This window comes from Thioclava sp. FR2 (assembly GCF_051200875.1).
Classification (GTDB): domain Bacteria; phylum Pseudomonadota; class Alphaproteobacteria; order Rhodobacterales; family Rhodobacteraceae; genus Pseudotabrizicola.
Genome location: NZ_CP195191.1, coordinates 1,031,476 through 1,057,271, shown reverse-complemented (window position 1 = coordinate 1,057,271; position 25,796 = coordinate 1,031,476). Strand labels below are relative to the sequence as shown.

At 55.9% G+C, this 25,796-nt stretch carries 20 protein-coding genes; 14 read left to right on the top strand and 6 right to left on the bottom strand.

Annotated features, from left to right (window positions below; all coding sequences use genetic code 11):
- The first annotated feature begins 123 nt into the window (after window positions 1-123).
- The 3 genes from ACSBLW_RS05035 to ACSBLW_RS05025 all read left to right on the top strand — a co-directional run bounded on the left by ACSBLW_RS05035 (window position 124) and on the right by ACSBLW_RS05025 (window position 4,232).
- Window positions 124-1,968 carry an OmpA family protein gene (locus ACSBLW_RS05035; RefSeq protein ID WP_435259139.1) on the top strand — a complete coding sequence of 615 codons (1,845 nt, stop codon included), beginning with the start codon at window positions 124-126 and terminating at the stop codon, window positions 1,966-1,968.
- A gap of 258 nt (window positions 1,969-2,226) precedes the next feature.
- On the top strand, window positions 2,227-3,216 hold the full coding sequence (locus ACSBLW_RS05030) for an XdhC family protein (RefSeq protein ID WP_435259138.1): 990 nt from the start codon (window positions 2,227-2,229) through the stop codon (window positions 3,214-3,216).
- Window positions 3,216-4,232: a molybdopterin-binding protein gene (locus ACSBLW_RS05025; protein WP_435259137.1), complete on the top strand. Its 1,017-nt coding sequence runs from the start codon at window positions 3,216-3,218 to the stop codon at window positions 4,230-4,232. The genes ACSBLW_RS05030 and ACSBLW_RS05025 overlap by 1 nt, the downstream gene beginning before the upstream one ends.
- Before the next feature lie 36 nt (window positions 4,233-4,268).
- On the opposite strand, the gene ACSBLW_RS05020 is transcribed toward ACSBLW_RS05025, so the two are convergent.
- A complete protein-coding gene (locus ACSBLW_RS05020; protein ID WP_435259136.1) occupies window positions 4,269-5,009 on the bottom strand; it encodes a DsbA family protein in 741 nt (246 codons plus the stop codon).
- A gap of 108 nt (window positions 5,010-5,117) precedes the next feature.
- On the opposite strand from ACSBLW_RS05020, the gene ACSBLW_RS05015 reads away from it, so the two are divergent.
- The 5 genes from ACSBLW_RS05015 to ACSBLW_RS04995 all read left to right on the top strand — a co-directional run bounded on the left by ACSBLW_RS05015 (window position 5,118) and on the right by ACSBLW_RS04995 (window position 12,375).
- A complete protein-coding gene (locus tag ACSBLW_RS05015; protein ID WP_435259135.1) occupies window positions 5,118-6,263 on the top strand; it encodes a pyridoxal phosphate-dependent aminotransferase in 1,146 nt (381 codons plus the stop codon).
- Between the two features lie 83 nt (window positions 6,264-6,346).
- Window positions 6,347-7,561, top strand: coding sequence for an N-acetylmuramoyl-L-alanine amidase (locus ACSBLW_RS05010; protein ID WP_435259134.1), 1,215 nt, complete (start codon window positions 6,347-6,349; stop codon window positions 7,559-7,561).
- Window positions 7,562-7,689: 128 nt separating this feature from the next.
- The gene (locus ACSBLW_RS05005; protein ID WP_435259133.1) at window positions 7,690-10,236 is read left to right on the top strand and encodes a penicillin-binding protein 1A; all 2,547 of its coding nucleotides are present in this window, start codon (window positions 7,690-7,692) and stop codon (window positions 10,234-10,236) included.
- Window positions 10,237-10,333: 97 nt separating this feature from the next.
- The gene (prfB, locus tag ACSBLW_RS05000) at window positions 10,334-11,458 is read left to right on the top strand and encodes a peptide chain release factor 2 (RefSeq protein ID WP_435259132.1); all 1,125 of its coding nucleotides are present in this window, start codon (window positions 10,334-10,336) and stop codon (window positions 11,456-11,458) included.
- A gap of 143 nt (window positions 11,459-11,601) precedes the next feature.
- Entirely contained in the window at window positions 11,602-12,375 is a 774-nt protein-coding gene (locus ACSBLW_RS04995; RefSeq protein WP_435259131.1) for a DUF2189 domain-containing protein, read from the top strand.
- A 52-nt stretch (window positions 12,376-12,427) separates the two neighbouring features.
- Here the strand turns inward: ACSBLW_RS04995 and ACSBLW_RS04990 are convergent, their stop codons facing one another.
- The 4 genes from ACSBLW_RS04990 to bcp all read right to left on the bottom strand — a co-directional run bounded on the left by ACSBLW_RS04990 (window position 12,428) and on the right by bcp (window position 15,776).
- Window positions 12,428-12,934, bottom strand: a complete 507-nt coding sequence (locus tag ACSBLW_RS04990) for a bactofilin family protein (RefSeq protein WP_435259130.1) — start codon at window positions 12,932-12,934, stop codon at window positions 12,428-12,430.
- Window positions 12,924-14,261 carry a DUF5930 domain-containing protein gene (locus ACSBLW_RS04985; RefSeq protein WP_435259129.1) on the bottom strand — a complete coding sequence of 446 codons (1,338 nt, stop codon included), beginning with the start codon at window positions 14,259-14,261 and terminating at the stop codon, window positions 12,924-12,926. Before ACSBLW_RS04985 ends, ACSBLW_RS04990 begins: the two co-directional genes overlap by 11 nt.
- Window positions 14,262-14,436: 175 nt before the next feature.
- Window positions 14,437-15,267, bottom strand: coding sequence for a ferritin-like domain-containing protein (locus ACSBLW_RS04980; protein ID WP_435259128.1), 831 nt, complete (start codon window positions 15,265-15,267; stop codon window positions 14,437-14,439).
- Between the two features lie 35 nt (window positions 15,268-15,302).
- Complete coding sequence (bcp, locus tag ACSBLW_RS04975) at window positions 15,303-15,776, bottom strand: thioredoxin-dependent thiol peroxidase (protein ID WP_435259127.1); 474 nt, start codon at window positions 15,774-15,776, stop codon at window positions 15,303-15,305.
- Window positions 15,777-16,106: 330 nt separating this feature from the next.
- On the opposite strand from bcp, the gene ACSBLW_RS04970 reads away from it, so the two are divergent.
- The 6 genes from ACSBLW_RS04970 to ACSBLW_RS04945 all read left to right on the top strand — a co-directional run bounded on the left by ACSBLW_RS04970 (window position 16,107) and on the right by ACSBLW_RS04945 (window position 25,248).
- On the top strand, window positions 16,107-19,337 hold the full coding sequence (locus ACSBLW_RS04970; RefSeq protein ID WP_435259126.1) for an AsmA-like C-terminal region-containing protein: 3,231 nt from the start codon (window positions 16,107-16,109) through the stop codon (window positions 19,335-19,337).
- A complete protein-coding gene (queA, locus tag ACSBLW_RS04965; RefSeq protein WP_435259125.1) occupies window positions 19,334-20,374 on the top strand; it encodes a tRNA preQ1(34) S-adenosylmethionine ribosyltransferase-isomerase QueA in 1,041 nt (346 codons plus the stop codon). The genes ACSBLW_RS04970 and queA overlap by 4 nt, the downstream gene beginning before the upstream one ends.
- A gap of 190 nt (window positions 20,375-20,564) precedes the next feature.
- Entirely contained in the window at window positions 20,565-21,809 is a 1,245-nt protein-coding gene (locus tag ACSBLW_RS04960) for an MFS transporter (RefSeq protein ID WP_435259124.1), read from the top strand.
- An 83-nt stretch (window positions 21,810-21,892) separates the two neighbouring features.
- Complete coding sequence (locus ACSBLW_RS04955) at window positions 21,893-22,474, top strand: DUF924 family protein (RefSeq protein ID WP_435259123.1); 582 nt, start codon at window positions 21,893-21,895, stop codon at window positions 22,472-22,474.
- Between the two features lie 134 nt (window positions 22,475-22,608).
- Window positions 22,609-24,006: a dihydrolipoyl dehydrogenase gene (gene lpdA, locus ACSBLW_RS04950; RefSeq protein WP_435259122.1), complete on the top strand. Its 1,398-nt coding sequence runs from the start codon at window positions 22,609-22,611 to the stop codon at window positions 24,004-24,006.
- An 87-nt stretch (window positions 24,007-24,093) separates the two neighbouring features.
- The gene (locus ACSBLW_RS04945; RefSeq protein WP_435259121.1) at window positions 24,094-25,248 is read left to right on the top strand and encodes an MFS transporter; all 1,155 of its coding nucleotides are present in this window, start codon (window positions 24,094-24,096) and stop codon (window positions 25,246-25,248) included.
- Here ACSBLW_RS04945 and ACSBLW_RS04940 read toward each other — a convergent pair.
- Complete coding sequence (locus ACSBLW_RS04940) at window positions 25,230-25,586, bottom strand: rhodanese-like domain-containing protein (RefSeq protein WP_435259120.1); 357 nt, start codon at window positions 25,584-25,586, stop codon at window positions 25,230-25,232. The genes ACSBLW_RS04945 and ACSBLW_RS04940 overlap by 19 nt on opposite strands.
- Window positions 25,587-25,796: the final 210 nt, after the last annotated feature.

The window sequence follows — 25,796 nt, the reverse complement described above, 5'->3', positions numbered from 1 at the left end:
TTACCTGAAACAGCGACGTGCCATCGTCCTGATATGGCATATCAACCGCTGCTGTGGTTTGGGTAACGCCAGCAGTTGGGAGAAAACCAAGCAGTCCTGCTGGTTTCCCCGGAAAGGAACGAAATGAAGAAACTCTTGTCCACGACCACTGCCTTGTCTCTTGCGATTGTACCGGTTCAACCTTGGCCGCTCTTTGCGCAGTCGACCGAAATTCAGGCTGTCCTCGCCGACGACGGTTCCATCCTTGCGGCAGACGGCAGTGTTCTTTGCCTGCCAACACCAGACGTTCCCTGTAATCCGCTCGATTTCGGAATCCTCGATATTCCGGGCATCGAAGGAACGATGGAAGAGCCAGCGACCGTGGAAGCCCCGGATTCTGTGATCGTCCCGGATACCGTGACGGTAGACCCCGCGCCGGCGGAAACCGCTGAGCAGCCTGCCTTAAACCCGGTTTTTGAGCCGGCTCCGGAAGCGTCGGCCACGACCAGTGCGGAATCGACTGTTGAGCCATCGGAAGGTGGCTTGGCCGAGTCGCTTGCCGAGCAAGGCGTTACCGCAAAAGGCAACAATGGCAATGGCAATGGCAAGGGTAACGGCAACGGCAAGAACAAAAAGAAAAAGAAGAATGTCGAGGCTATCCTTGGAACTCAGGATCCAGCGACTATTGCCCACGACGAGCCGATTGTGACGCCGGAAGTGACCTTGGACACCAATGACAAGCCGCTTGAAACGGCGATTGAAGAGGCCTTCAAGAAGGCTAAGGAAGCCGAAGCCGCGAACACGGCGACAGAGCCGATGGCTGAAGCTATCCCAGTCGAAGTTCCCGAAGTGAGCGAAGAAGCCACCAAGTCGATTGAGCAGCTGTTGTCAGGGTCTGTCCCGTCGGTGGGTGAGGTTGTCGGTGCGGTTGCTGCGCAGCCAGTGGTGGAAGGTGCGGATGACACCACTTCGACCCAGCCGGCCCCTGAACCGCAGGATGTAACCGAAACCACCATTACTGAGGACGATGCGAGATCTTCGTTTGAAGAATTCGCAAACGCTCCGAAAGTGCTGGACGGCGGCCGCAAGAAGTCGGGCCTTTCCGACCTTGAAAAGGCTGGCCTGATCGCTCTTGGCGCAATCGTTGTCGGCAAGATGCTTTCGGATGGTCGTGAAGTGGTTTCGAACTCGGGTGACCGCGTTGTCGTTCGCGAGCCGGATGGTGGCTATCAGGTCTATAAGGACGATGACACATTGCTGCGCCGCCCCGGTTCGACCGTTCGGACCGAGACGTACAGTGACGGTTCTACCCGCAGCACCGTGACGCGCGAAGATGGCACTGAAGTCATCACGATCCGCGACGCAACCGGGCGTGTCTTGCGCCGTGTGCTCGTTGACACACGGGGGAATGAGACAGTCCTTATCGACGATCTGGTGCCGGAAGAACGGATTGACGTCTCGGTCCTGCCCCAGCCGCGAGCCGAAAGCATGACGATCTCGTCGCGCAGTGAAGACGCGTCGTTGCGTGCCGAACTTGCTCGGGTCGAGGCACAGCGAATTGGCCGAACCTTCAGTCTGCGCCAAATCCGGGACATTCAGGAAGTGCGCCGCCTGGCTGCCGTGATTGATGTGGACAACATCACCTTCGACACGGGTTCGGCAGTCATTCGTACGACAGAGGCACGCAAGCTTGCCGATCTCGGCAGGACGATGGCCGACATTCTGGATGCGAACCCCTATGAGATTTTCCTGATCGAAGGCCATACCGATGCCGTTGGTTCGGCTGCGTCGAACCTTGCGCTCTCGGACCGCAGGGCAGAGTCGGTTGCCTTGGCCCTGACCGAATACTTTGGCATCCCGCCAGAGAACATGGTTGTGCAGGGTTATGGCGAATATGACCTGCGCGTTGAAACTGAGGCGGATGAGCGTCGCAACCGTCGTGTTGCTGCCCGTCTGATCTCGCCCCTGATGGAGACAGCTTCGCGCTGACTTGATTTGGGTCAAGGAAGGTAAAGCGGAATCGTGACATCAAACTTCCATCGGATCGGCGCTCCCAAATTCCGCCACCGACTGTCACGGTTCCGCGCCTTCCCTGTCGTCGAACCAGCCACGCCGCAGGCCTCCCTCCTGCGGCGTTTGGCTTTTTTTGGGTGTTCTCCGATCAAGCTCTTGCGCAGTTGCACCTTTTGCCAGTGGCGCAGGATTCGACTTACCCCCATATTTGTTGAAAATCGGGGGGGAAATAGAATGCATGCGGGCGAACACGATCAGATACCTGAAATTGCTTTGGCATGGCATCAGGAGGGGCGCGGCGCGGCTCTTGCGACTGTTGTGGAAACCTGGGGAAGTGCGCCGCGTCAGGCTGGCAGCCAACTGGCGATCAGCCGAGATGGTCAAATCATGGGTTCGGTGTCGGGCGGCTGTGTTGAAGGCGCGGTGGTGACCGAAGCCATCGATGCCATGGAAGACGGCACTCCTCGGTTGTTGTCCTTTGGGGTCTCGGACGAAACGGCCTTTGCCGTAGGTTTGGCTTGTGGTGGGACCATCCGAATTCTTGTCGAACCGATAGGAGAGGGCGGCCAGAGATTGCCTGACGCTACTCTGTCGCGGATCGTTGAGGCTCGGGCAAAGCGTCGGGCGATCGCTTACGCAGTCAACCCGGAATTATGTTCACGCAATTTGCTAGAGCCGTCAGACGATCCTGTGGTGGACGCACGGTTTCGGTCCGATAAGTCGGGGATGGAAGAGGACGGCAGGTTCATTTCCATCCACAATCCGCCTCTGCGCCTGATTGTGGTTGGGGCGGTTCATATTGCACAGCCGTTGCTGACGATCGCACGGGCCTGCGGTTATGATCCGGCTTTGATCGACCCCCGGGCGGCCTTTGGAAGTGCAGAAAGGTTTCCGGGTGAAACGATTGTGGAAGATTGGCCAGACGAAGCCCTTTCAGCGCTAAGGCCAGACGCACGTACGGCGATTGTCACCCTGACCCATGACAGCAAACTTGACGATCCGGCCATTCGCATCGCATTGACCTCACCTTGCTTTTACCTTGGCTGTTTGGGTTCAACGAGAACGCATGCGAAACGCGTTGCCCGACTGACAGAAGCGGGTTTTGCCGAAGAACAGATTGCGCGTATTCATGCGCCCGTTGGTTTGGATATTGGCGCCAAGACACCCGCAGAAATCGCGGTTTCAATCATGGCTCAAATTACCGAACGATTGAGGAAAGGCTGATGTGGTTTGGTGAGTTGCCGCTTGCAGAGGCCGAAGGCGCAATCCTTGCCCATTCGGTTCTTTCCAAGTCCGACGGGGACGGTCCAGCCCGGTTTCGCAAGGGGCTCGTTCTGAACGCTTCTGATATCGACGCGCTTCGTTTGGCAGGGGTTGATCGGGTCACTGTTGCACGGCTTGATCCGAATGATATCGGAGAGGATCTTGCCGCAACGCGACTTACCGAGGCGCTGGTGCCTGATCCCGCGGCGGCCGGGCTGACCCTGACATCCGCGTTTACTGGGCGTGTCAATCTGCATGCAGTCGGGCCCGGCATCGTGGACTTGAACGTCGAAGCCATACAAGCATTAAACCGGGTTGATCCGTCTATCACCTTGGCAACCTTGGCGCCCACGGTCAGAGTTGCGCGGGGAACCTTGGTTGGCACTGTTAAAATCATTTCTTACGCTGTGCCCGAAGCTGCTTTGCTTGAGGCATGCGCCCACGCCCAGAATTCTGTCCGTGTCTTACCTGTTGTCCTGAAAACCGCAGGGCTGATCCTGACGGAAGTACCCGGATTGCCAGAAAAGCTGCAGGAAAAGGGCCGACAGGCGATAGAAGGCCGTCTTTCTGCCTTAGGAATGTCACTGGCCGAGCATTGCGTGATACCCCACGACGAAGCTGCTATCGCTGGAAAACTGGGGCAGATCAAAGGTGACATGGTTTTGATCCTGACTGGGTCCGCGACCTCTGACCTCTACGATACGGCCCCTCAGGCATTGCGGCGCAGCGGCGGCCAAGTCGCGCGATTTGGAATGCCAGTTGATCCGGGCAATTTGCTCTTTCACGGCTCACTTGGAGCGCGGCCGGTGATTGGACTTCCCGGATGTGCGCGAAGCCCGGCACTGAACGGTGCGGATTGGGTTTTGGAACGATTGGCCTGCGGCCTTACGGTCTCTGACGACGATATCGCGGCTATGGGAATTGGCGGATTGTTGAAGGAAATCCCAATTAGGCCCCATCCCCGAGAGAGGGGGTAACGAAAAAGGGGGCCGCGGCCCCCTCTTGTGTTGGCCTCAGCCGTCTTTCCGTTGGCCGTCGACGATCTGTCGCATGCCATCCAGAGGAACGTATCCACGCACCATCGTCCGGTCGATCACGAAGGCGGGGGTTCCATTGATTTCCATAAGATTGGCGAGCTGGTGGTTGGCCTGAATCACGGCCATCACTTCCGGCTTTTCCATCTGGGCCGCAATCGCCGCAGGATCATGCCCCAAGTCACCTGCCAAGCGGGCGAGGCTTTCCGGAGTGATGTCACCACGCATCATCATCAGACTGTCATGCGCGGCTTTATAGCTGTCGTCCCCGTACAATTGCCGAACGGCGATTGCGAACTTGGCCGATTGCGTTGATTGCTCTCCAAGGATCGGGAACTCTTTCAGCACAAATCGGATATTCCCGTCTGATTTCACCAGTTCTTCGACCTCGGTATAAGCCTTTTTGCAGTATCCGCAGCGGTAGTCCATGAATTCGACGACGGTGATGTCGCCATCAAGGTTTCCCCCGGCCCAATCGTCTGCGCTGTTGTAAATCAGTTCTGAATTGTCGGACAACATTTGCAGATCGCGCTGCGCTGCGTCCACCTCTTGCCTTCCTTGCAGAACGTCCATTGCTTCGATCAGAACTTCCGGATGTTCCAGTAGATAAGCACGAACCTCGGCACGGAACGCCTCGCGCTCTGCATCGGTCATTTCGGCGGCGAATGCGGGGAGGGCGGTCATCGTGACCAAGCCCAGTGTTGAAAGGATGTGGCGCATGATGTCTCCGTGTTCAGGGCAAGTCGCGTCTTGTGTCTTTTGCTTGGGTCGGGGTTGACCTCGTGCCCAGTAACAGGACACATCGACGTGAACCATAGGGGAGCCGGCATGAGAAGTTCAAGGCGGGGTGACGTTGATCCCTTCATTGTGATGGATGTGTTGGAAGAAGCTCGAAGGCTGGAGTCCGCGGGCAGACGCATCGTCCATATGGAAATAGGACAACCCGGAACTCCGGCACCGGCGCAAGCGCGTGCAGCTTTAAAGGCAGCGATGGACCAAGGTTCCTTGGGCTATACGGTCGCGCTGGGCCTGCCAGAACTACGGTCCGGAATAGCGGATCTTTATCGCCGCTGGTATGGCGTAACTTTGGATCCAGAGCGTGTTGTGGTCACCTCCGGTTCTTCGGCGGCCTTTCTGTTGGCATTCACTGCGTTGTTTGATGCAGGAGAACGCGTTGGTCTGGGCGAGCCGGGGTATCCAAGTTATCGACAGATCCTTAAAGCCCTGTCTCTTACGCCTGTTGGCATTCCAGCCTCGGTGGAAAATCGTCTGCAACCTGTTCCATCTGATCTTGAAGTTCATAATCTTCACGGTCTGATCGTGGCATCTCCAGGCAATCCGACGGGCACCATGTTGTCACGGTCGAAGCTCTCGGACTTGATGCTTTATTGCCGGGATCGAAGAATCAATTTCATATCTGACGAAATCTATCATGGCCTTCATTACGGCGACCGCGCCACGTCGGCGTTGGAAATCGGCGACGATGCATATGTGATCAATTCGTTTTCCAAGTATTTCAGCATGACAGGGTGGCGGATCGGCTGGATGGTCGTCCCTCAAGATCACGTCCGTTTGATAGAACGGCTGGCGCAGAACATGTTCATCTGTCCCCCGCATGCCAGCCAATTAGCGGCTTTGCATGCCCTTGAGGCCGTCGAAGAATTGGAGGCAAACCGCACTGTTTACGCCGAGAACCGCGTTTTAATGCTTAAGGGTCTGCCAGAAGCAGGTTTCGAAAAGATCGCCCCGCCAGACGGTGCATTTTATGTTTACGCCGATGTCTCCGATCTGACACGCGACAGCTTGGCTTTTGCACGGCGCATTCTTAATGAAGCTGGAGTGGCGGTGACCCCAGGCGTGGATTTCGACCCAATCCGCGGGAAACAGACGCTTCGCTTTTCCTACGCAGGGGCGACCGAAGACATCAAGGAAGGCCTGACCCGACTTGCCGCGTTCATGAAAACTTTGCGCTAAACGATGCCGATTAAAGCATGACGGCAGAGTGAGTTGACAGGGGCTGATATGGCCGAAACACTGTGGATAACAAGGGCAGGACAATGCGGGTTTTCTTGACGAGTTTGATCTTGGCGTTCGGGATTGACTTTGGATCTCCGGCACATGTTCTTGGCCAAGAACTTTCGGCTTTGGCGCGCCTTGATCCAAACCAGTCTTCTATTTCAGACGATGGCGACGAAACCGAGATCAGGTTTGTCATCAGTCAACCAGTGCCTTGGCGGGTACGGGTCATGGATGAACCGCCAAGACTGATCGTTGATATGCGAGAGGTCGATTGGACAGGGCTTTCCCAAATTCCACAAGACAGTGCGACCGTGGCAGAGATGAGAGCAGGTGTTTTTCGTCAGGGTTGGTCAAGACTTGTAGTCGAACTGACGAAACCCATGCGGGTAGCAAGTGCAGAAATGTCAACAGCGGGTCCTTCCGAGGTGATCCTGCGTCTCCAACCTGAAACACCAGAAGGCTTTGCCCAAGCTGCGGCTCTGCCGGAACCACCCGAATGGGCCTTGCCAAAGGCGGCGGACCTGCCGAAGCCCATTCCCCTTGGAAGCGGCCCCATCGTGGTTGTCCTTGACCCGGGGCATGGCGGAATAGACCCCGGAGCGGAAAGAGACGGGCTGACGGAAGCAGATCTCGTTCTGACCTTTGCCCGCGAGTTGAAGGAACTTCTGGTCCGGGATGGCGATTTTCTGGTTGTGATGACGCGTGAAGAGGATGTCTTCGTGCCGCTAGAGGCAAGAATCTCAATCGCGCGCGCAACTGGAGCGCATGTCTTTGTATCGTTGCATGCCGACGCACTTGCCGAAGGGGAGGCCGTTGGGGCGACGATCTACACCCTGTCTGAAGATGCAAGTGACGAGGCGGCACAGGCATTGGCAGAGCGCCATGACCGCGCTGATCTGCTGTCAGGCGTCGACCTGACGGCGCAGGATGATCTGGTTGCGACGGTTTTGATGGATATGGCTCGCGCGGAAACAGAGCCACGCATCGCCCGGCTGGTGGTCGCTCTTGAATCCGCGATCAAGGCGAAAGAGTTGCGGATGCATCGCTTTCCACATCAGACCGGCGGATTTTCTGTTTTGAAATCCCCTGATATTCCGTCCATTTTGTTAGAGCTTGGATTTATGTCGTCAGCGCGAGATTTGGCGCGCTTGAATGATGCAGAGTGGCGCAAGAAAATGGCGCTGGCGATCAGAGACGGCTTGAAGATTTGGGCGGCGGAAGATGCGGCCATCTCGGCGCTGCGCAGAAACTAGGGCTTTGGGCCGCCTGCATAACATGACGCAAAGTTGTGCGCGAGAATGGGCCTGAAGCGCTGTGTTCGTTTTGACCCCGCGAAACGCAAGCGGTATAAGGTGGACACCAAGATATCGGGGTCGGACGCGTGGTAAGGTTTGTTGGGTCTTTCTTCGGTGGCATCTTTACGATGGTCACCATGGGCGTGCTTTTCGCAGCGCTCTCTATTGGCGCGATTTTCTTCATGTATGCGCAGGACTTGCCAAGCCACGAGCGCCTTGCTCAATATTCCCCACCGACCATCAGTCGGATCTATTCGGGTGAAGGGCGGATCATTGACGAGTTCGCCAAGGAACGCCGCTTGTTCGTTCCGATCGAAGACATGCCTGAGCTGGTAAAGAATGCCTTTATCAGTGCCGAAGATAAGAACTTTTATACGCATCGCGGATATGACGTAACCGGCATGGCCTCGGCCTTTATTGACGCGGTGCAAAGTCGCGGAAAGAACGTTCGCGGCGCATCGACAATTACCCAACAGGTGATGAAGAACTTTCTTCTGTCAGGAGATCGGACCGGGGAAAGAAAGATCAAAGAACTTATTCTTGCAAGCCGGCTTGAGGAAACCTTGTCCAAGGACAAGATCCTTGAACTTTATCTGAACGAAATCTTCTTGGGCCAGAATTCCTATGGCGTTGCTGCTGCGGCGCAGACCTATTTCAACAAATCCCTTGTTGAATTGAGCCCGGGTGAGGCTGCTTATCTGGCAACGCTGCCTAAGGCACCGTCAGATTTGCATCCAGTTCGGAACATGGACCGCGCAATTGAACGCCGGGCCTATGTGCTAAATCGTATGGTGGAAGATGGTCACATCACCGCCGAAGTCGCGAAGGCCGAGAAAGACGCCCCCCTTAAGACGGTCCAGAATGGCGACTATCCAGCGTTCCGGGAAACTCTGCCTGATCGGGATTACTTTACTGACGAAATTCGCCGCCAACTTTCCGGCAGCTTTGGGGAAGAAGAATTCTTTGCGGGCGGACTTTCGATCCGTGCAACCGTCGATCCCGAACTACAGGCCGCTGCTGCTGCGGCTCTTCGCCGGGGGCTTGAGCGCTATGACCGTGGCTTGGGCATCTGGCGCGGGACGAAGCAGGTCATTTCTCCGGATCGTCTGACGTCCGAGGACGATTGGCGCGCTGCCTTGGCTGAAGTCGAACTTCCCCGCGATATCAAGGACTGGCACTTGGCTGTTGTGCTTTCCGTGGGCGAATCTGCCGCGCGGATCGGCATTGAAGGTGTAGCCGAGGATGAAGATGGGCATTTTATTCCAGCCGATGATGTGACTTGGGCTCGTAAACGTCTGGCTGACGGCAAACTCTCGGGCAAAGCGAAGCGCGCTGGTGATCTTGTTGACGTCGGGGACGTGGTTCATGTCCGAGCCGTGACCGATGACAAGACGGGCGACTTTGTCCGCTGGTCATTGCGGCAGGTTCCGGATGTGCAAGGCGGGTTCATGGCGATGGACGTGAACACAGGCCGTGTTCTGGCTATGCAAGGTGGCTTCTCGTACCAATACTCGGTGTTCAACCGTGCGACGCAGGCAACGCGTCAGCCTGGGTCAAGCTTTAAGCCCTTTGTCTATGCTGCCGCTCTCGACTCTGGCTTCACGCCTGCCACGATCGTCGTTGACGCACCAATCGAGGTGAACACACCCCAGGGCCTGTGGCGCCCAAAGAATGCGTCGAACAAGTTCTACGGACCCACCACCATCCGCACAGGGATCGAGCAATCCCGGAACCTGATGACGGTGCGTATTGCAGAAGAAATCGGGATGGATGTCGTCGCTGGTTATGCAGAACGCTTTGGCGTTTATGACCGGATGAATGCCTTCCTCGCAAACGCCCTTGGTTCACAGGAAACGACACTCTTCCGAATGGTCGCTGCTTACGCGATGTTTGCGAATGGCGGTGAGCGCGTTGAGCCCACTCTGGTTGACCGCGTTCAAGACCGCTACGGGCGGACGGTCTATCGACATGATCAAAGAAAGTGTTCCGACTGCCAGCTTGCAAGCCTCGATCCGGGCGCCTCACTTAAGCTCGTTTCCAAGCGAGAGCGTGTTATGGATGCCATTACGGCTTATCAGCTTACTTCCATGATGGAAGGTGTGGTGAAGCGCGGAACGGCGCGCGGGATCAACCTGCCTGTTCCGGTGGCGGGCAAGACAGGGACAACCAACGACGCAAAAGACGTCTGGTTTGTTGGTTATACCTCTAACATCGTTGCTGGCTGTTACATCGGTTATGACCAGCCCAGAACGCTGGGGTCCGGCGCATCAGGTGGCGGCTTCTGCGGTCCCGTTTTTGAACAGTTCATGCGAACCGCAATCAAAAAGTACGGCGGCGCAAAGTTCAAGGTTCCCCCGGGCGGCTACTTCATCAATATCGACCGTTTCACAGGTGCTCGGCTTGGCGACGGTGCAAAAGGCGACAATGTCGTTGCTGAATACTTCCGCGAAGGCGAAGAACCCATCTTTGGCCTCTTCGTTGACGGTGGTTTTGAAATGGGCAGCAATCTTCCACTCTTTGCCTTAGGCGAAGTGGATACGGGAGGTTCTACTGTAACCACTGCTACGGGCAAAACCAAAGTCATTCCGAAAAAGGCAGATTTCGGATCCATGAGCTCTGGCGGCCTATATTAAAACAGCAGTCAGCGAAATGTCGGGCAAAGGCGCAGTCCCTTGCCCGACGTCGTAGTTTTCGCTAATCACGCCCGGCACGAGCCCAAAGGGAAAAGACATGCGCGCAGAGACGCAGAACAACATCGCCCTGATCGAGAAGTCCTTGAAGCTTCTGGCCCAGCGGATGGATTGGGAAACCGCCCCGCATCGTCTGGAAGAATTCAACGCGATGATCGAGGATCCGAACCTTTGGAACGACCCGGCCAAGGCGCAAAAGCTAATGCGCGAGCGTCAGGCGCTGATGGATGCCCTGTCGACTTACAGGCTGATTTCGTCGGGTCTGAAGGACAACGTTGAACTGATCGAACTGGGTGAGATGGAAGGGGATGCCGAAATCGTCACCGAGGCCGAGAAGGCGTTGAAAGATCTCGTGCCTCTTGCTCAATCGAAAGAGTTGGAAGCACTGCTGGATGGCGAGGCCGACAGCAATGATACCTTCCTTGAAATCAATTCTGGTGCAGGTGGAACTGAAAGCTGCGATTGGGCCAGTATGCTGGCGCGCATGTATGTCCGTTGGGCGGAAAAGAAGGGCTATAAGGTCGAACTTCAGTCAGAAAGCGCAGGCGAAGAGGCGGGGATCAAATCTGCTTCTTACAAGATATCAGGTCACAACGCCTATGGTTGGCTGAAATCTGAATCCGGTGTGCATCGTCTCGTGCGTATCTCGCCTTATGACTCTGCCGCGCGTCGACATACCTCATTCTCGTCTGTGTGGGTCTATCCCGTGATCGACGACAATATCGAGATCGTGGTTCCAGACAGCGAGATCCGAATTGATACCTTCCGCTCGTCTGGTGCTGGCGGTCAGCACGTCAACACAACCGACTCGGCTGTGCGGATTACCCACCTTCCCACTGGGATCGTGACGACCAGTTCGATGAAATCGCAGCACCAGAACCGCGAAATTGCGATGAACGCCCTGAAATCGCGCCTGTACCAAATGGAATTGGACAAGCGTAACGCGGCCATCAACGCGGCTTATGAGAACAAGGGGGAGGCCGGATGGGGCAACCAGATCCGGTCATATGTTCTTCAGCCGTATCAGATGGTCAAAGACCTGCGTACAGGTGTTGAAACCAGCGATACCCAAGGTGTTCTCGACGGCGATCTTGACCAGTTCATGGCCGCAACCTTGGCATTGGATGTGGCCGGGAAAAGCCGAGCAGAGGCGAACGCAGATTAATTCACTGGCCACGATTTGGGTCAGGTCGCTTTCTTCAGGCGTCGACTGCAACAAACGGTCGAATTTCAGATTTCAGATACATCTTTGCGATCATGCGCTTTGGCGCATAGTCTTTGTTTTGCCGAATTTGGAGGGGGCAGAGAATGGTCGAGGACGTCGCGGACAGCCGCCCAATGCCAGAAATCTTGCAACTGGACATGAGCGACTTGAGATCCGTGCTGAGGTCGGGCTGGTCTGATTTTCTGGCTGCCCCCCTTTTGGGGCTGTTCTTTGCAGCAGTCTATGTTGTTGGGGGCTGGCTGATTTATTGGGCCATGACGACCAAAGGGCAGATATGGTGGACGATCGTGGCCGGGGCAGGGTTTCCCATACTCGGGCCCTTTATCGCGTGCGGATTTTATGAAGTATCCCGCCGGATTGAAAAAGGTCAGCCGCTAGACTGGGGCGAAGTTCTTGGGGTGATCTTTCGGCAGAAAGACCGCCAGATTCCGACGATGGCTGCCATCATCGTGGTGTTCTTTCTGTTCTGGAACTTCCTGGCGCATATGATCTTTGCATTGTTTTTGGGTAAGGCGACCTTGACCAATATTTCGACCAGCCTTGACGTTTTTCTTACAGCGCAGGGCCTGACCATGCTGGCCTTCGGCACAGTGGTCGGTGCCATTTTTGCTGCGGTGCTGTTCGCACTAACCGTTGTCAGCCTTCCTCTGCTTCTGGACCGTGATGTCGATTTCATCACCGCTATGATTGCAAGCTGGTCGCTCGTAGCCGCAAACCCGGCCATCATGTTTGTCTGGGCGGCACTGATAGCAGTTTCATTGTTCGCAGGAATGGCTACCGGTTTCTTGGGGCTGTTTCTGGTGTTGCCTGTATTCGGACACGCTTCATGGCATTTGTATCGCCGTAGCCTCGAATAGAAAAAGGGCGAAGCAATCGCTTCGCCCATCACGATAACGGTTTGGATGTGGCTTAGGCATTGTCTGCGGCAGGCTTTGCTGCCGGTGCAGGCGCAGCCGCCGTTGGGGGCGACATGCGGCCCTGAGCCAGTGGGTCGTCCTGACGCTGGACAGAGCCTTCGAAATGGGCGCCCGACTCGATCGCAATTGTTTTGTGGATGATATCGCCTTCAACGCGCGCGGTGGCGGTCAGGCGAACCTTCAAGCCGCGAACACGGCCAATCACGCGGCCGTTCACGACGATATCGTCGGCAACGATTTCACCGCGAATGGTGGCGCTTTCGCCAACCGTCAGAAGATGGGCGCGGATATCGCCTTCGACAGTGCCTTCCACCTGAATGTCACCAGTGGTGCGGAGATTGCCGACAATGGTCAGGTCGGATGAGAGGACAGAAGCTGAAGCCTTGCCTTTTGGGGTAGGGGGAGTGAATTCCATGCCAGATTTTGCCGGTGTTTCGGGGGCCTTCGGTTTATCTTCTGCCTTTGGCCCGGGTTCGTTGATTCGGCTCTTAGAAAACATGGTTCGCTGCCTTTATGAAGGTCATCGGGTTCACGGCTCTGCCGCCGATGCGGATTTCGTAGTGAAGGTGAGTGCCGGTAGACCGGCCTGAATTGCCCATATCACCGATCCGGTCCCCACGCGAGACCCGATCGCCAACATTAACGCGTATCGCAGACATGTGAGCATAACGGGTTTCGATCCCGAATTCATGCTTGATTTTAACCAGCCGACCATAGCCGGAATCCCAGCTTGCATAGGTCACGACGCCATCGCCTGTGGCATAGATCGGCAAGCCGTAGGCGCCTGCCATATCCGTGCCTTCGTGCATGCGAGTTCCCGCGCCTTTCGGGTCGCGACGATAGCCAAAGCCCGAGGTCCAACGGAAGCTGCCTTTGACCGGCATCGCGAACGGTGCTTTGAATGCCGCCAACCGGTAAAGGTTCATCCGATCCAAGCCCTGAAGGATAGCATTCGCTCGGGCCTCATCGACGCTCGCTTCGCTGCTTTTGGTTGAAAGGGACAGCGGGGTCAAAGGCCCGCCCTGGCCGGAATAGCCGCGACGGACTTGATTCAGCAGATCATCGGGAGACATGCCTGCCTCACGGAACATCTTGTCCAGAGGTTCCATTGAAACAGAGACCGCTTCTTCAAGCTTTGAGAAAATCTCATTGTTGCGGGCCTGAAGCGCTTTCTTTTCTGCCATTACGGCTTCGGCGCGTTCTGCGGCTTTTTCGGCTGCGCCTTCCATCACATCGCGCTCTTGCGCGGTGGAGGCGAGAGCTTGGGCCAGAATATCGACCGTGGAAAGCGCATCTTTGGCGCGACCGGCCTCGGTCTTTGGTGCGCCATTGCTGGCAAGTGCGACGTTCGCCTCTTCTACCCTTGCACGGGCCTCGTCACGCTCTTTGATGGTGCGGCGCAGAGTGTTCTGAATGACGTCAATACCGGTTTCAAGCTCTCGGCGACGGTCTTCAGATGCGAGAAGTCGTCCCTGCATTTCGGCAACCTGCGCCAGGGCGAGGTTGAAGCGTTCCTGAGCGCTCGCGGCCTCATCTGCTCGGGTATCTCTGTCTTCGCTTAGTGCATTCAGGCGCTGTTCGTACAGTGCTTGCTGGCGGGCCGCTTGTTCCCGGCCAGAACCAGCGCTGATGGAGTCCATCAAAATGATAGCCGTCGCTATGATCGTCCAAGCGAGTGCGGCGCTGCCACCCACGAGGGCGATGGCCTGAGTCGCCGGGCGAAGACGAATGAAGCGTGTTTCGCGATCTGATTTTAAAAACAGGCGCTGTTCCGGCAAATGCCGTTCAAGCGCCGCGTTGATCCGATATGCAAGCCTTGAGAGCACGCGATAAGGTCCATTTCTTCACTGATCTGGATGACTTGAGCGAGGATCAAGCCAGAGGTTGATCTTGCTTAGCCAAGCGACCCAACCCCTGCAACAAATTTGACCAATCCGATCAGATTTCAGCCGTTTTGATCGGCTGATCGGCAAGAATTCGCCTATCTTTGGTTGGGATAGGTCACTCTGTCACATCGCTTGATCGCATGTTTGCAAGTGGCCAATAGAAGTCGGGCGGGAGACCCGCATCTGCGCGTTTTTCTTCGTTGAAGGGCGGTTTCAACGCGCCATGAAAATAGCGGCGGACCAAGTCGTGAAACACCTCTTTTGGGTCAGTTCCGTCCCTTCCGCAGAGCCAGTTAAACCATTTCGACCCATAGGCGACGTGGCTGACCTCTTCTGCATAGATCACTTCCAATGCCGCGACCGCTGCGCCTTCGCCTGCTTTGCGGAAAATTTCGATCATTCCGGGCGTCACATCCAGACCGCGAGCCTCAAGGACCATCGGGACGACCGCAAGGCGACCGTGCAGGTCGTCTTTTGTATCAGAGGCAGCGCGCCACATCCCTGCATGGGCTGGCATCGCGCCGTAACTGCTTCCCGTCGTCTCAAGGCAATCGCAAATCAGATTGAAATGCTTCGCCTCTTCGTCGGCCGCCCTTACCCAATCATCGTAAAACCCAATTGGCATCGGATAAGAGGTGAAGCGTGCAATAATATCCCAGTGCAGATCCACTGCGTTCAGTTCGATATGTGCGACGGCATGTAACAATGCCTGACGACCCACGGCGCTGCCGGGGCGGCGCCGCGGAACGTCCTTTGGCGGAAGCAATTCAGGTTTCATGGGTCGTGCTGGAAAATCTGGCGGCGTGGCCGTTCCAATTTTCAGCGGGTTGCCATCCTTGCGCGCAGCAAACCACGCCGCGGCATGCTTCCGCCCAAGAGCGGTTTTTTCCCGGCCATCAGCAGTGGTCAGTACTTGAACGGCCATTTCGGCCAAGCTGATCGACATGATCTTCCTAGGTGCGTTTCATTGGAGAACAATGTTCAAAGTGCACGAGCAGCCTCGAGAACTTCGTCTGCGTGACCTTTGACCGAGACCTTGTTCCAAATACGAGCGATCTTCCCGGTGCCGTCTATCAGGAAGGTCGTGCGCTCGATGCCCATATAGGTTTTTCCGTACATGCTCTTTTCGGTCCAAACCCCGTAGTCTTCACAGGTTGATCCGTTTTCATCGCTGGCAAGCGTAACCGATAGACCGTATTTCTTGCAGAATTTATCGTGCTTCGCGGCTGAGTCTTTGCTGATCCCGATAACGGTCGTGCCATTGGCATCAAATTGCGATTTCAACGCTGTAAAATCCTGAGCTTCCAGGGTGCAACCTGGGGTGTCATCTTTGGGATAAAAGTAAAGCACGACCTTTCCGGGCCGAAGGTGCGACAGCGTGACAGAGCCCCCACCATCGCGGGGCAGAGTGAAGTCGGGCGCATCGGCGCCTACAGATGCGGTTTTTGCGGACATAGCGGCGGTTCCTTTTTGATTCTGGTCACGACGGTTTGTGTTTTAGGCGGCAATCCGCGAGAATAAAGAGGGCGAAGTCACAACCTTTCCAAGTTCGAATATACCGTGAGAATGTCTTAGGTTAATTCGGGACTTCAGAGGTGAAGTTGTCAAGGACGTGCGCGGCAGACAAGGCAGGGTATGACAGAGGGCCCATCTGACCAGACTGGCGTAAACGAAGCGCCCCTGCCAAAGGCGAAAAGGCCCAAAGGAAGGGCCGTTCGCCACATTCGTCGTGCGGGAAGAGCGGGCCTTTTTCTGGTTCTTGTTTTTGCGGTTTTAGCGTCTGTCTTGACTCTTGGAGTTCTTGCGCTGACCGGAAAGCCCATTCGCTTACCAATCTGGGCCGTCGCGGAGATAGAGGCGCGTGGAAACGCAGCCTTGTCGAAAGACATGCCGGGTGCCGCGTTTGCGATCGGCGGGGTAGAGATCACTGTCGAGTCCGACTGGACACCGCGGCTGAGAATAGAAGACCTGCGTCTGCTACAAGGTCGGGGGGCAACTCTGATTGCGCTTCCGGATGTCAGGCTGGTCTTTGATGCTACGTCGTTGGTCACCGAGGCCAAATTGCGTCCAAGAAGCCTTAGGATCATTGGGGGCAGTGTTGCTCTGCAACGGCAGGGCGATGGAACTTTAGACCTTCAATTCGGCAACGTTGGCGACGCACCGAAAGTTAAAGGGCTGAATGACTTGCTTGTGCAGGTTGATCGCGCTCTGCAGGCCCCGTTCTTGTCACGACTACGTCTTGTAGAAGCCGAGGCTGCAAGTTTGTCCTTGAAAGATGCCATGACTGGCCGTCTTTGGACCGTTGGGGATGGTCGGCTGCGACTTGATGTAAAGTCTGATCAACTTGCTGCAGAAGTAGGTTTGTCGCTTGTTGAGGGAGGCGAAGCGCCCGCGCAGGCGGTTGTTACGCTGATACGGCCAAAAGACGAAGCACGGATTCGCCTGACCGCGTCGGTGGAACAGGTCTCGTCCCGTGATATCGCGGCTCAGGCGCCAATTCTGTCATGGCTTGGCGTGCTCGCTGCTCCTATCTCGGGGCGCATTTCTGCAGAACTTTCTGACGAAGGGCTAGAAGCTCTGGACGCGGAAATGTCCCTGTCGGCAGGCGCGTTGCAACCCCAAGGAACAGCACGCCCCATTTCCTTTGATCGTGCAGCAATTCGTCTTGGATATGATCCATCGCGCGGTCGGATTCTGCTATCTGACCTTTCTGTAGAAAGCCCGTCGTTGCGGTTGAAGGCAAAGGGACATTCCTATCCGTTGGACAGTTCCGGGAATATTCTGACCGGCCCAATTGGTCGCAGATTGCCCGCCGGATTTCTGGGGCAGGTGCAGATTTCCGACGCTCAGATCGACCCGGAGGGGCTTTTTGAACGGCCGTTGATCTTTCGCGAAGGGGCCATGGATGCACGGTTGCAACTTGATCCCTTTAAGCTGGATATCGGTCAAATTACGCTGATCGAGGAGAGAGCGCGCCGCCTTTCGCTGTCGGGCAAGGCGATGGCGCAGTCGGACGGGTGGCAGGTCGCTTTGGACCTTGCCTTGGATGCGATCGCCCATGATCGCCTATTGCAGCTATGGCCCAAGACTCTGGTGCCTAAGACCCGTGACTGGGTTGGCCAGAATGTCGCCAACGGTTTGCTGACCAACCTTAACGCCGCTCTTCGTCTGGTTCCGGGGCAGGAACCCAAGCTTGCCTTGGGGTACGAGTTCGATGACGCAGAGGTAAGTTTCCTACGAACATTACCCCCCATTCAAAAGGGGCGCGGGCGCTCAACTGTGGAGGGAAAGACTTATCAGATCACGCTGGATGAGGGAGAGGTCGAAGCGCCTCTTGGGGGCAGGATCAACGCCGCCGGGTCAACCTTCAAGGTGCCGGACGTAACAGCAAAGCCTGCACGCGCAGAGATCAGGCTAAAGACAGAAAGCACAATCACAGCTGCCTTGTCCCTTTTGGACCTGCCTCCTTTTGGGTTCATGACCAAAGCGGGCCGACCGGCCGACCTTGGCGAGGGGCAGGCAATCGTTGACACCTTTCTGTCCTTGCCATTGCAGCGCCGCGTTCAGCTTGAAGATGTCGAGTATCGAGTCAACGGAACGCTTGGTAATGTCGCTTCGGACAAGCTTATCGCGGGAAAGACGGTTACCGCCAACGCGCTGGCGCTGCAGGCTGACCCTTCTGGTCTAACGATTTCCGGCCCCGGAAAGGTGGGTGAAGCGCGCTTTGATGTGGCTTTTCGGCAGGGCTTCGGTGCGGAAGCCAAGGGAAGGGCGCGAATTGATGGCACAGTCGAACTATCCCCAGCAGCCCTAAAGGAGTTCAATGTTCAGCTCCCTTCGGGCATGCTCTCCGGCACAGGAAAGGGCGAGATTAGCCTGAACCTTGTGAAGGATGCCGCCCCGACGCTGGAACTGAAGACAGACCTTTCTGGCATTGGGATGCGAATAGATGCGATTGGCTGGACGCTTCCGGCCAAGACCAAAGGAAAGCTAGAACTTCAGGCAAGACTGGGAAGCCCCCCAGAAGTATCCAAGCTCGACCTCGTTGCGCCCGGTCTTAAAGCAATCGGCAATATTGATCTGGAAAAGACCGGAGGATTGAGAACGGCAACCTTCTCAGAGGTTACTGTCGGAAACTGGATGGAGGGTGCCGTCCAGTTGAAAGGCAAGGGCAAGAATGCCAATCCGGATGTGGTCGTGTCTTCCGGCGTTATTGATTTGCGGAAATTTGAAGCCCCAAAAAGCGGCGAGGGCGGATCACAAAATGCAAGTTCGATTGATGTTCGTTTGGACCGTCTAGTGGTCACCGACGGGATTGCCTTGACGGGATTTCAAGGCAAATTTGGGCTGCGTGGCGGGTTTAACGGGCAGTTCGTTGGCAGCGTCAATGGGAGTGCTGCCGTGCAGGGCGAGGCGGTCCCATCTCGTCATGGAACGGCGATAAGGGTTACCTCACAGAGTGCTGGCGCGGTGTTGAGATCGGCAGGTGTTTTTTCTTCGGCTCGCGGCGGCGAGTTGACGCTTCGCCTGACACCCAGATCTGATCGGGTCAGCTATGATGGGCGCGCCAAGTTCACGAATGTCCGAGTGCGGAAAACCAATGCCTTGGCAGAACTGTTATCTGCCATTTCAGTTGTCGGCTTGCTGGAGCAATTGAACGGCAGCGGAATACTCTTTTCCGAAGCTGTGTTCGATCTTGTGCTGACCCCACAGGCTGTGCAGATTTCTAATGGCGCCGCAATGGGAGCCAGTCTTGGCGTCTCTGTCGAAGGTCTATATGGCACGAAAACAAAGAAATTGGCGCTTCAGGGCGTGGTCTCGCCGATCTATCTGGTCAACGGGGTTGGGGCTGCGCTGACACGGCGTGGCGAAGGCTTGTTCGGGTTTAATTATGCTGTTAGGGGCACTTCTGATGACCCGAAGGTCCAAGTGAACCCTTTGTCGATCCTCACACCGGGTATGTTTCGAGAAATCTTTCGTAGCCCGGCACCGACCCTGGACAAAAAGACCCAATGAAGCTCAGCGATTTCGACTTTGACCTGCCTGAAAGGCTGATTGCGACCCGTCCTGCCAGACCGCGAAGCGCCTCTCGATTGCTTGTGGCAGAAGGCGATAGCATTCGTGACCTGCATGTTTTCGATCTGGTTGATTTGCTTCAGCCAGGGGATCGACTCGTTCTGAACAACACCAAAGTCATTCCTGCGCGCTTAACGGGAACGCGGACGCGGGGAGAGGCGCGGGCCAAGATTGAAGTCACACTGCTTGAGCCCGCAACCGAAGGGTGGCGCGCAATGGCAAAGCCTTTGCGTAGGGTGAATCTTGGGGAAGCGATCCAATTTTCGGAACACCTCTCTGCCGTTGTCGCTGAAAAGTCGGCAACCGATTTGCGGCTTGTCTTCAATCTGGAGGGCGACGCCTTCGATGAGGCCCTTGCAACCGCTGGCGCTATGCCGCTTCCCCCCTACATTGCCGCCAAACGTGCACCGGATGAGCAGGACGTAAACGACTATCAAACGGTTTTCGCTCGAAATTCTGGGGCAGTTGCAGCGCCGACGGCCAGTTTGCACTTCGACGAGGACCTTTTGCGGGCACTCGTTGCGAAAGGAGTTTGTTTGACCGAAGTCACGCTGCATGTCGGTGCAGGAACGTTCCTGCCCGTGAAGGTAGAGGATGTTACAACGCATCGTATGCATGCCGAATGGGGCTTTGTCAGCCAAGAAGCAGCGGATGAGATTGCTGCAACCAAGCAGTTAGGCGGCCGTATCATTCCGATTGGCACGACTGCGCTAAGGTTGATTGAAACCGCAGGGCGATCTGGCCAGATTGAACCTTGGGAAGGGCCTACTGATATCTTCATTTATCCGGGTTTCGACTTCAAAGTTGCCGACGCCTTGATGACGAATTTCCACCTTCCGAAATCTACGTTGATGATGCTGGTATCAGCCTTGATGGGAAAGGACCGGATTGATCGCATTTACCAGCATGCTATTTCGAATGACTATCGGTTCTTCAGTTATGGCGACGCATCCTTACTAATTCCTGCGCGCGACTAGCATGGATCTGGATGTTGCCGTTCCCCTTGGTACTGGGTTGTCGCGGTCAATCAGGCGGTATTTCCCGTTTTGGGGTCGTTTGCTGTAGGTAAAAGCGTTACGACCGTCCACTATCTTGCCAAGATCAGGCAAGCCTACCGCTTTTGCTGTGTTTCGTTCTCTTGGGACGTTTCTTGGAAAGGAACCTCTGATGCTCTTCGTACTCCGCAACACCTGGGCTTTGCTGCTCGGTCTGGGGCTGTTGATGTTGGGCAACGGAATGCAAGGAACGCTTCTGGGTATTCGCGGCGCTTTGGAAGATTTCACAACAGGCCAAATGTCGATTGTGATGTCTTGCTATTTCGTCGGCTTTCTCTTTGGCAGTCGCCTGGCGCCGGACATGATCCGCAGGGTCGGGCATGTACGGGTCTTTGCGGCCCTTGGTTCGATGATTTCGGCCGTACTGGTCATGTATGCGGCGGCTCCCGACTGGATGGTCTGGGCAGCCTTGCGGGTTTTGATCGGGTTCTCGTTTTCCGGTGTCTATATCACCGCTGAAAGTTGGCTGAACAACGCATCCACCAACGAAACCCGAGGGCAGGCGCTGTCTCTTTATCTGATCGTTCAGATGATTGGAATTATTGCCGCGCAGATGTTGCTGAACGTGGGTGACCCCTCCGGCTACATTCTTTTCGTCATCCCTTCGGTGCTTGTGTCGCTGGCCTTCACGCCAATTCTGCTTTCTGTCAGTCAGGCCCCTGCGTTCGAGTCGACCAAACCCCTTTCCTTCAAGCGCCTTTACATAGCCTCGCCGCTGGGTTGCGTCGGCATGTTCTTGCTGGGGGGGATATTTTCCGCACAGTTTGGGATGGCCTCGGTCTGGGGGACACAGGTTGGCCTTTCTGTCCGCGATCTATCCATCTTCGTTTCCGGCATATACATCGGTGGGCTGGTCGCCCAATACCCTATCGGCTGGATGTCCGACCGTATGGACCGACGCACACTTATCCTGTGGCTTTCGGTCGTTGGCGGGGTTGCGCTGACCTTGCCGGTGTTTCTTGATCTGCCATTCTGGGGTCTTGTCGCAATTGGGGCGGTCGGCGGGGCGATATCGAACCCCCTTTATTCCCTGCTCCTTGCCTATGTGAATGACTATCTTGATACGACTGACATGGCTGCCGCCTCTGCCGGGTTGCTGTTTATCAACGGCTTGGGCGCCATTTCCGGACCAATCATTACGGGATGGATGATGGACACCATCGGATCAGCCGGTTTCTTCCTTTTCATGTCTGTCCTGTTTTCTGCGCTTGCCACCTATGCCGCGTGGCGTATGACGCGCCGCAGAATCCGTCCCGAGGCTACCTCTGGCTTTACCCCGGTCTCGCCAACCGCCTCGGTCGTCGCAGTTGAAACCGCTGCGCTTATCGATGCAGAGGATGCACGGGTAAAGAACTGACCTCTCACGCAAAAGCTTGATTGATCAAGCTTGCGCCCGCGCCAGCCGCCTGTCACGCTGCAGCATTAAGTGTGGAGGCATAAATGTCAGACCCGGTTGAGGTTTTGGACTTCTGGCTTGGCGAGATCGGACCAGAGGGATGGTATGCTGGCGGCGAAGAGATTGACGCCAAGATCATCGAACAGTTCGGTGATCTTTGGAATGCGCTTAACGAAGACGGTTTAGAGCATTGGATTGGGGGGACTGCCGGAACATTGGCTTACCTGATCGTCGCGGACCAATTCTCGCGCAATATCCATCGGGGCAAGGCCTTGGCCTTTGCGACGGATGCAAAGGCTCGCTCAGCGGCGACTTTGGCGGTTGAGCAAGGATGGGATTTGGGTGCGCCAGAGCCTGAACGACAATTCTTCTACATGCCGTTTGAGCATTCGGAAGATTTGGCAGATCAGGATTTTTGCGTCAGACTTATGCAAGAGCGCCTGCCATCCGAGCCGGGCAATTTGCTACATGCACGGGCACATCGCGAAGTGATCGCTCGTTTCGGGCGCTTTCCATTCAGGAATGCAGCGCTGGGGCGAGAGACGACAGCAGAGGAAGAGAGATTCCTTGCTGAGGGCGGCTATGCAAGCGTCGTGCAGTCACTTCAAAATGAGGATGACAAGTGACCACCCATCTTTTGCCGAATGAAACCAAAGCGTTGCCTTGCTATGCATATGCTGCATGGGGTGCGGGCGCAGGTTTCATTGCTTCAGATGAAAAGATAGTTTAAGGGTAAACCACTTTTTCACGGGAGGAAGAAATGGCCGCTCAGGTTTTTGATGTGATCGTTGTCGGCGCTGGACCGGGAGGCTACGTCGCCGCTATCCGAGCCAGCCAGCTTGGTTTGAAGACGGCGATTGTCGAGCGCGAGCATTTAGGCGGTATCTGTCTAAACTGGGGATGCATTCCGACAAAGGCCCTGCTGCGCTCGGCGGAAGTCTTTCACCTGATGCATCGGGCTAAGGATTTCGGGCTGAAGGCCGATGGCATCAGCTATGACCTTGACGCCGTTGTTGCCCGGTCACGAGGGGTCGCTAAGCAACTGTCAGGTGGCATCGGACACCTGATGAAGAAGAACAAGGTCACAGTCTTCATGGGCGCGGCGACCCTTCCGAAGAAGGGCACTGTTTCGGTCAAGACGGACAAGGGCACAGATGAGCTGACCGCCAAGTCGATCATTTTGGCAACCGGTGCGCGCGCACGGGAACTTCCCGGACTTGAAGCGGACGGCGATCTTGTTTGGACGTACAAGCACGCTCTGCAACCAAAGCGTATGCCGAAAAAGCTGTTAGTCATCGGGTCGGGCGCGATCGGGATCGAATTTGCCAGCTTCTTCAATACGCTTGGCGCAGACGTCACAGTCTGTGAAGTGATGGACCGGGTGCTTCCAGTTGAAGACGCGGAGATCAGCGCCTTTGCCAAGAAAGCCTTCGTCAAACAAGGCATGAAGATACTCGAAAAGACGACGGTCAAGAAACTGGATCGAAAGCCGGGCGTGGGTGTAACCGCCCATCTGGAATCGAACGGCAAGACCGAGACCGCAGAGTTCGATACCGTTATTTCTGCTGTCGGGATCGTCGGGAATGTCGAAAATCTGGGTCTTGAGGCACTGGGCGTCAAAATTGATCGTACCCATGTGGTCACAGATGAGTTCTGCCGTACGGGCGTTGAAGGGCTTTACGCTATTGGCGATATCGCCGGCGCCCCTTGGCTTGCACATAAGGCAAGCCATGAGGGCGTCATGGTCGCGGAATTGATCGGCGGGGGGCACCCACATCCGATCAAGCCAAATTCCATTGCGGGCTGCACCTATTGCCATCCGCAAGTGGCCAGCGTCGGACTGACCGAAGCCAAAGCCAAAGAAGCCGGCTATCAAATCAAGGTTGGACGCTTCCCCTTTATTGGCAATGGCAAGGCGATTGCCTTGGGTGAACCAGAAGGCATGATCAAGACGGTCTTCGATGCCAAGACAGGCGAGCTTTTGGGCGCCCACATGGTTGGTGCAGAGGTGACAGAACTGATCCAGGGCTACGTTGTCGGGCGCTCGCTGGAAACGACGGAAGAAGACCTTATGAACGCGGTTTTCCCGCATCCGACGCTGTCAGAGATGATGCATGAAGCCGTGCTTGACGCTTACGGTAGGGCGTTGCACATCTAATCTGACGGGAAGGTTCCTTCATCCTCTTCCTGGCCCTCCGGCGCTGTTCGGGGGGCCTTTGATTTTTGAACTGATGAAAGCTTGCTGATGCGCGTTTTTCTGACGGTTATGGCTGTGTGGTGTGCAGGATTGGGGGCCGCAACACAGTTTGGAAAGATGTCCATCTTGTTCGAGACTTTGGCCAACAGCTATGCGGGACTTTCAGCGATTGCGCTTGGGCTCATCGTTTCAATTGTCGGGATTGTTGGTCTGATTTTCGGAACGACGGCTGGCCTCCTTGTCGAGCGTCTTGGACAGCGCCGCGTTATGGTCGCGGCCCTGCTGGCAGGGGGCGCCATGTCAGTCCTCCAAACGCTCGACCTGTCATATCCAGCAATGATTGCCTCGCGCGTAATTGAAGGCATGTCGCATCTGGCAATCGTGGTGGCCGGGCCGACGATCATGGCGAAATCTGCATCCGACAAATTTCGCGGCGCAGTGATGACGCTTTGGTCAAGCTTCTTTGGTGTTGCCTATTCTCTGTTGGCCCTGTTTGCACCCTGGGACGTGGCCACGCTTTTTCTTGGGCATGCGGTCTGGATGGCGGTTTGCGCGGTCGCCTTGGCTGCTCTCATGCCGCCAGATCAGCGGTCGGTGTCCAGTTTTGATGAAGGTGATTCACTCATCCGCCAGCACGCCACAATCTACAAATCTCCGCGCATGGCGGCGCCAGCCATGGGTTTCTTCTGCTATACTTTTCTGTACGTCGCCTTACTGACCCTGCTGCCCCCACAAATTCCGGAAGGCTTTAGATCGGTTGCAGCCAGTGGGATGCCCGCGATTTCGATTGCGGTTTCCCTGACCCTTGGTGTCTGGTTGCTGACACGAATGTCACCTGTCAGGTTGGTTCAGTGGGGCTATGCGGTCGCTATTCCAGCATTCATCTTGCTGGCAGCGACTTGGGGGAACGGCCTCATGATGACCGTCTCGGGGCTTTGGCTGTCGTCCGCTCTTGGTCTGGTGCAGGGCGCAAGCTTTGCGTCCATTCCCTTTCTTAATGAGACGGGAGCAACCAGAGCCAGAGCCGCAGGGGCGATTGCGCAGCTTGGTAATTTGGGCACAACGACGGGCACGCCCGTTATTGCAGCGATCCTGCTTGGGGCAGGCCCTTGGGGCCTGTCCGCCTGTGCAATCGGCGCCTGTCTGCTTGGCCTGACGCTACATCAGGTGCAGCAGTATCGGCGTCAGATTCTTTCCACCTGACCGCCGCCTGAAATCCAGTCTCCAAAGCCGCCAATATTGTAGACCTCGGCATATCCAAGGTTGGAAAGTGTTTGAGCGGCCATGGACGAACGGCCACCAGAGGCACAGTAAAGAGCAACCGGTTTGTCATGCGAGATCATGCAATCTGCGGCTTTGGGATCGCATTTCAGACCAAGAATAGAGAGCGGAATGACCTTTGCGCCCTTCGCTTTTCCCGATGCTTTGACTTCCGCCATCTCACGCACATCGACGAGGCATATTTCATTGCGCGAAAGCTTGTCGGCAATCTCTGCAACGGAAAGGCTTGGCTGCGGGGCCATACGGAGGAAATTGAACATCTGCGAACTCCTTTTCGCGTTTGACAGATACATATATTAAAAAATGAATATGTAAAGAGGCATGTGGCCACAGTTAGCTCGCCTCGTTGGTTTTTTGCCTGCACGAGAGCAGTCTGATGTCAGGCAAACCGAAATATCCGGAAGTTTACTCTTTGTTCTCATTTTCTCATTGGAGACTCGACGGTTTCATCCTATCTGTGAGGCGTTGCT